Origin of the sequence: Streptomyces sp. NRRL S-495, assembly GCF_000966955.1 — a bacterium.
In the GTDB taxonomy this organism is placed as follows: domain Bacteria; phylum Actinomycetota; class Actinomycetes; order Streptomycetales; family Streptomycetaceae; genus Kitasatospora; species Kitasatospora purpeofusca.
Map to the genome: position 1 here is coordinate 1 of NZ_JZWY01000295.1, position 4,178 is coordinate 4,178.

At 75.5% G+C, this 4,178-nt stretch carries 4 protein-coding genes; 1 reads left to right on the forward strand and 3 read right to left on the reverse strand.

What is annotated here, in order from left to right; all coding sequences use genetic code 11:
- The coding region (locus VR45_RS16750; protein ID WP_045940566.1) for a PLP-dependent aminotransferase family protein at positions 1-1,375 on the forward strand (1,375 nt) is incomplete at its 5' end.
- Positions 1,376-1,393: 18 nt separating this feature from the next.
- On the opposite strand, the gene VR45_RS48675 is transcribed toward VR45_RS16750, so the two are convergent.
- The 3 genes from VR45_RS48675 to VR45_RS16765 form a co-directional block, all read right to left on the reverse strand.
- Positions 1,394-1,600, reverse strand: coding sequence for a DUF6126 family protein (locus VR45_RS48675; RefSeq protein WP_045940567.1), 207 nt, complete (start codon positions 1,598-1,600; stop codon positions 1,394-1,396).
- 31 nt (positions 1,601-1,631) lie between these two features.
- The gene (locus VR45_RS16760; protein WP_078896585.1) at positions 1,632-2,321 is read right to left on the reverse strand and encodes an XRE family transcriptional regulator; all 690 of its coding nucleotides are present in this window, start codon (positions 2,319-2,321) and stop codon (positions 1,632-1,634) included.
- Between the two features lie 85 nt (positions 2,322-2,406).
- On the reverse strand, positions 2,407-4,146 hold the full coding sequence (locus VR45_RS16765) for a pyruvate dehydrogenase (protein WP_107084197.1): 1,740 nt from the start codon (positions 4,144-4,146) through the stop codon (positions 2,407-2,409).
- Positions 4,147-4,178: the final 32 nt, after the last annotated feature.

Sequence of the window (4,178 nt, forward strand, 5' to 3'; positions counted from 1 at the left end):
GGACCTCGGCATCGCCCGCAACACCGTCGTCGAGGCGTACGGGCAGCTGACCGCGGAGGGCTGGCTCGGCTCGCGGCCGGGCTCCGGCACCACGGTCGCCGAACGCGCCGCGCCCCGGCCCGCCGGGCGCCCCGCCGCCGTCCGCGCCGACCGCCGCCCCACCGGGCGGCACGACCTGCTCGCCGGGCGGCCCGACCTCTCGCTGTTCCCGCGCAGCGCCTGGCTGGCCAGCGCCCGCCGGGCCCTGGCCGTCGCTCCGCACGACGCCTTCGACTACGGCTCGCCGCTCGGCCGGATCGAGCTGCGGCGGGCGCTCAGCGACTACCTGGCCCGGGTCCGGGGCGTGCGCACCGATCCGGACCGGCTGCTGGTGTGTGCCGGCTTCGGCCAGGGCCTCGGTCTGCTGGCCGCCGCGCTGCGCGGGCGCGGGGCGGGCCGGATCGCGGTCGAGGGGTACGGGCTGCCGCCGCAGCGCGAGGTCCTGCGGGCGGCCGGGCTCGGCCTCGCCCCGCTGCCGCTGGACTGCGACGGGGCCCGCACCGATCTGCTGGACGGCCTGGGCGGGGCCGGCGGGCCCGCGGAGCGCCTGGGGGCGGTGCTGCTCACCCCGGCCCACCAGTTCCCGACCGGCGCCGCGCTGGCCGCCGACCGTCGGGCGGCGGCCGTCCGCTGGGCCCGGGAGCGGGACGGGTATGTGATCGAGGACGACTACGACGGCGAGTTCCGTTACGACCGGCAGCCGCTCGGGGCGATGCAGGCGCTCGATCCGGACCGTGTGGTGTACGGCGGCACCGCCGCCAAGAGCCTGGCCCCCGGTCTGCGGCTGGCCTGGCTGGCCCTCCCGGACGAGCTGGTGGAACCGGTCGCCCGGCTCAAGGCCCTGGCGGACACCATGAGTCCGGTGACCGACCAGCTGACCTTCGCCGAGCTGATCACCTCGGGCCGCTACGACCGGCATGTGCGGCGCTGCCGGCTGCACTACCGGCGCCGCCGGGACCTGCTGGTCGCGGCGCTCGCCGAGCGGGCGCCGCAGGTCCGGGTCACCGGTATCGCCGCCGGACTGCACGCCGTCCTGCAGCTGCCGGCGGGCTCGCGTCCGGAGGCGGAGCTGCTGGAGCGGGCCCGGGCGGCCGGCCTGGTCCTCACCGGGCTCGACTGGTACCGGGCCGGGCCGGCCGCCGAACGGGCCCCGGCCCGGCCCGCCGCACCGGACGCACCGGACGCACCGCCGGACACCGCACCGGACGCACCGGACGCACCGCCGGACACCGCACCGGACGCCGCACCGGCCCTGGTCGTCGGCTACGCGACCCCGTCGGACCACGCCTTCCCGGCCGCCCTGGACGCCCTCTGCGGGATCCTCCGCGAGAGCTGAACCGCCCGCGGCGGACGGCTACTTGTTGCGGTTGCCCAGCTCGAAGAGGAGCAGGATGAAGCCGGCGAAGGCATGGGTGGCGACGGTGTAGATCACCAGGCGGACGCCGATCCGGCGGTTGGCCTGCTTGCCCGCGTCGATGGTCTTGGCCGGCTTCGCGCGCACGGCTGCGGGGGCGGGCACAGCGGCAGCGGCCACGGTCTCGGTGGTGGTGGGATCGGCCATGGGGATCTCCTCCGGATGTCCTGACGTCGGGTCAGTGGTGCGGGGCGGCGGGGCCGCCGCCGAGGCAGAGTTCGCCGCCGGGGCTCTGCAGCAGGGTGTGCATGAAGAGCAGCTCGACCCCGGAAGAGGAGTCGGCGGCGATGCAGTGCGGGGTGAGCGAGTCGAAGTGCGCCGAGTCGCCCTCGTCGAGCAGGTGGACCCGCTCGCCGAGGGTCAGCCTGAGCCGGCCGCGGAGCACGTACAGCCACTCCTCGCCCGGGTGGACCCGGACCACCGCGTCCTGCACGCCCTGGGGGACGTGCACGCGCAGCGCCTGCATCGCCCGGCCGGGCGCGCCGGCCCGCCGGTAGCCCCAGCCGCCGGCCCGGCCCGGTTCGATCGCGCCGCCGCGCACCACCGGGTCGGGCTCGGTGAACGCCTCGCCGAGCAGACCGGAGACGGAGGTGCCGTAGGCGCGGGCGAGGCCGAGCAGGACGGGCAGGGAGGGCTGTCGGCGGCCGGTCTCCAGCCGGGACAAGTAGGCTGGGGAGAGACCGACCCGGGCGGCGGCGACCTCCAGGGTGAGGCGGCTGCCGAGCCGGTGCTCGCGCAGCCTCGCGGCGAGGCCGGCCACCTCCGGCGTCTCGTGGTCGTCCGCGGGGGCGACCGGGACGGCGGCGGGAACACCGGGGTCGGTGGGAGCGCCGGGATCGGCGGGCGGACCGGCTGGGCTGGTGGTCATGTGCCCAGTGGACACCTCTTGTGCCGCCCGGGCAAACTTTTTGCCCACGAGGCAAATCGCCCCGAAGCCGGGGCCTCCCCGACGGCTACGGCCGGGGGATGTTCCGCAGGTTGGACCGGGCCAGGTCGATCATGCGCCCGACCCCGCCCGACAGCACCGTACGGCCGGCGGCCAGCGCGAAGCCCTTCAGCTGGGCCGCGGTGATGTGCGGCGGCACGGACAGCGCGTTCGGGTCGGTGACCACGTCCACCAGGGCCGGGCCGGGCCGTTCCAGCGCCTCCGCCAGGACCTCCCGCACCCGCTCCGGCTCGGTGACCCGCTTGGCCGGGATGCCCATCGCCCGGGCGATCCCGGCGTAGTCGACATCCCCGTTGTCGACCTCCGACTCCGGGTAGCCGGAGACCAGCATCTCCAGCTTGATCATGCCGAGCGCGCCGTTGTTGAAGACCACGGTCTTCACCGGCAACCGGTGCCTGGCCACCGTGAGCAGCTCGCCGAGCAGCATCGACAGCCCGCCGTCGCCCGACATCGCCACCACCTGCCGCCCGGGGAAGGCGAGTTGGGCTCCGATCGCGTGCGGGAGGGCGTTGGCCATCGACCCGTGCAGGAAGGAGCCGATCACCCGGCGGCGCCCGTTGGGCCGCAGGTAGCGGGCGGCCCAGACGTTGTTCATGCCGGTGTCGACGGTGAAGACCGCGTCCTCGGCGGCCACCTCGTCCAGCACCGAGGCCACGTACTCGGGGTGGATCGGCAGGTGCTTCCCGATGTCCCGGGTGTAGGCGCCGACCACGTCCTCCAGCGCCCGGTAGTGACGGCGCAGCATGTCGTCGAGGAAGGACCGGTCGGTCTTCCGCTCCAGCAGCGGCAGGACCGCCCGCAGGGTGGCCGGGACGTCGCCGTGCACGGCGAGGTCCAGCGCCGTCCTGCGGCCGAGCCGGGTGGCGTCGTGGTCCACCTGGACGGTGCGGGCCTGGGGCAGGAAGGAGTCGTAGGGGAAGTCGGTGCCGAGCAGCAGGACGAGGTCGGCGGAGTGCAGGGCCTCGTGGCAGGCGCCGTAGCCGAGCAGGCCGCTCATCCCGACGTCGTACGGGTTGTCGTACTGGATCCACTCCTTGCCGCGCAGGGAGTGCCCGACCGGCGCGCACAGGGTGGCCGCGAGCTCCATCACCTCGGCGTGCGCCTCGCGGACGCCCGCGCCGCAGAACAGCGCCACCCTGGGGGCGGCGTTGAGCACCCGGGCCAGCTCCTGCACCTGGGACCAGGGCGGGGCGGCGACGGCCCGTTCGGTGAGGAAGTGGCTGGTGCCGGTCGGGGCGGCGGCGGACAGGGCCGCCACGTCGCCGGGGAAGGCCAGTACCGAGACGTCCCGGGCGCCGAGGGCGTGCTGGATCGCGATCCGCAGCAGCCGGGGCATCTGGGCGGCGGTGGAGAGCATCTCGCACCAGCCGCTGCAGTCGGTGAACACCCGCTCGGGGTGGGTCTCCTGGAAGAAGCCGGTGCCGATCTGGCCGGAGGGGATGTGGGAGGCCAGGGCGAGTACGGGGACGCCGCTGCGCTGCGCGTCGTAGAGGCCCTGGACGAGGTGGGTGTTGCCGGGGCCGCAGGAGCCGGCGCAGACCGCGAGGCGGCCGGTCAGCTCGGCCTCGGCGGCGGCCGCGAAGGCACCGGCCTCCTCGTTGCGGACGTGCACCCAGCCGATGCCGTCGGTCCGGCGGATGGCGTCCACCACGGGGTTGAGGCTGTCGCCGACCACGCCGTAGACCCGCTCCACGCCGGCCTGCCGGAGCACCGCCACCATCTGCTCGGCCACACTCACCACGGGGATCTCCTGCTGCCGGGGACGCACGACACCAGCAC

Bases quoted from the DNA above. Each gene is read 5' to 3' on its own strand.
- VR45_RS48675 (WP_045940567.1), bottom strand. From the start codon at position 1,600: ATGGCCGATCCCACCACCACCGAGACCGTGGCCGCTGCCGCTGTGCCC.
- VR45_RS16760 (WP_078896585.1), bottom strand. From the start codon at position 2,321: ATGACCACCAGCCCAGCCGGTCCGCCCGCCGATCCCGGCGCTCCCACC.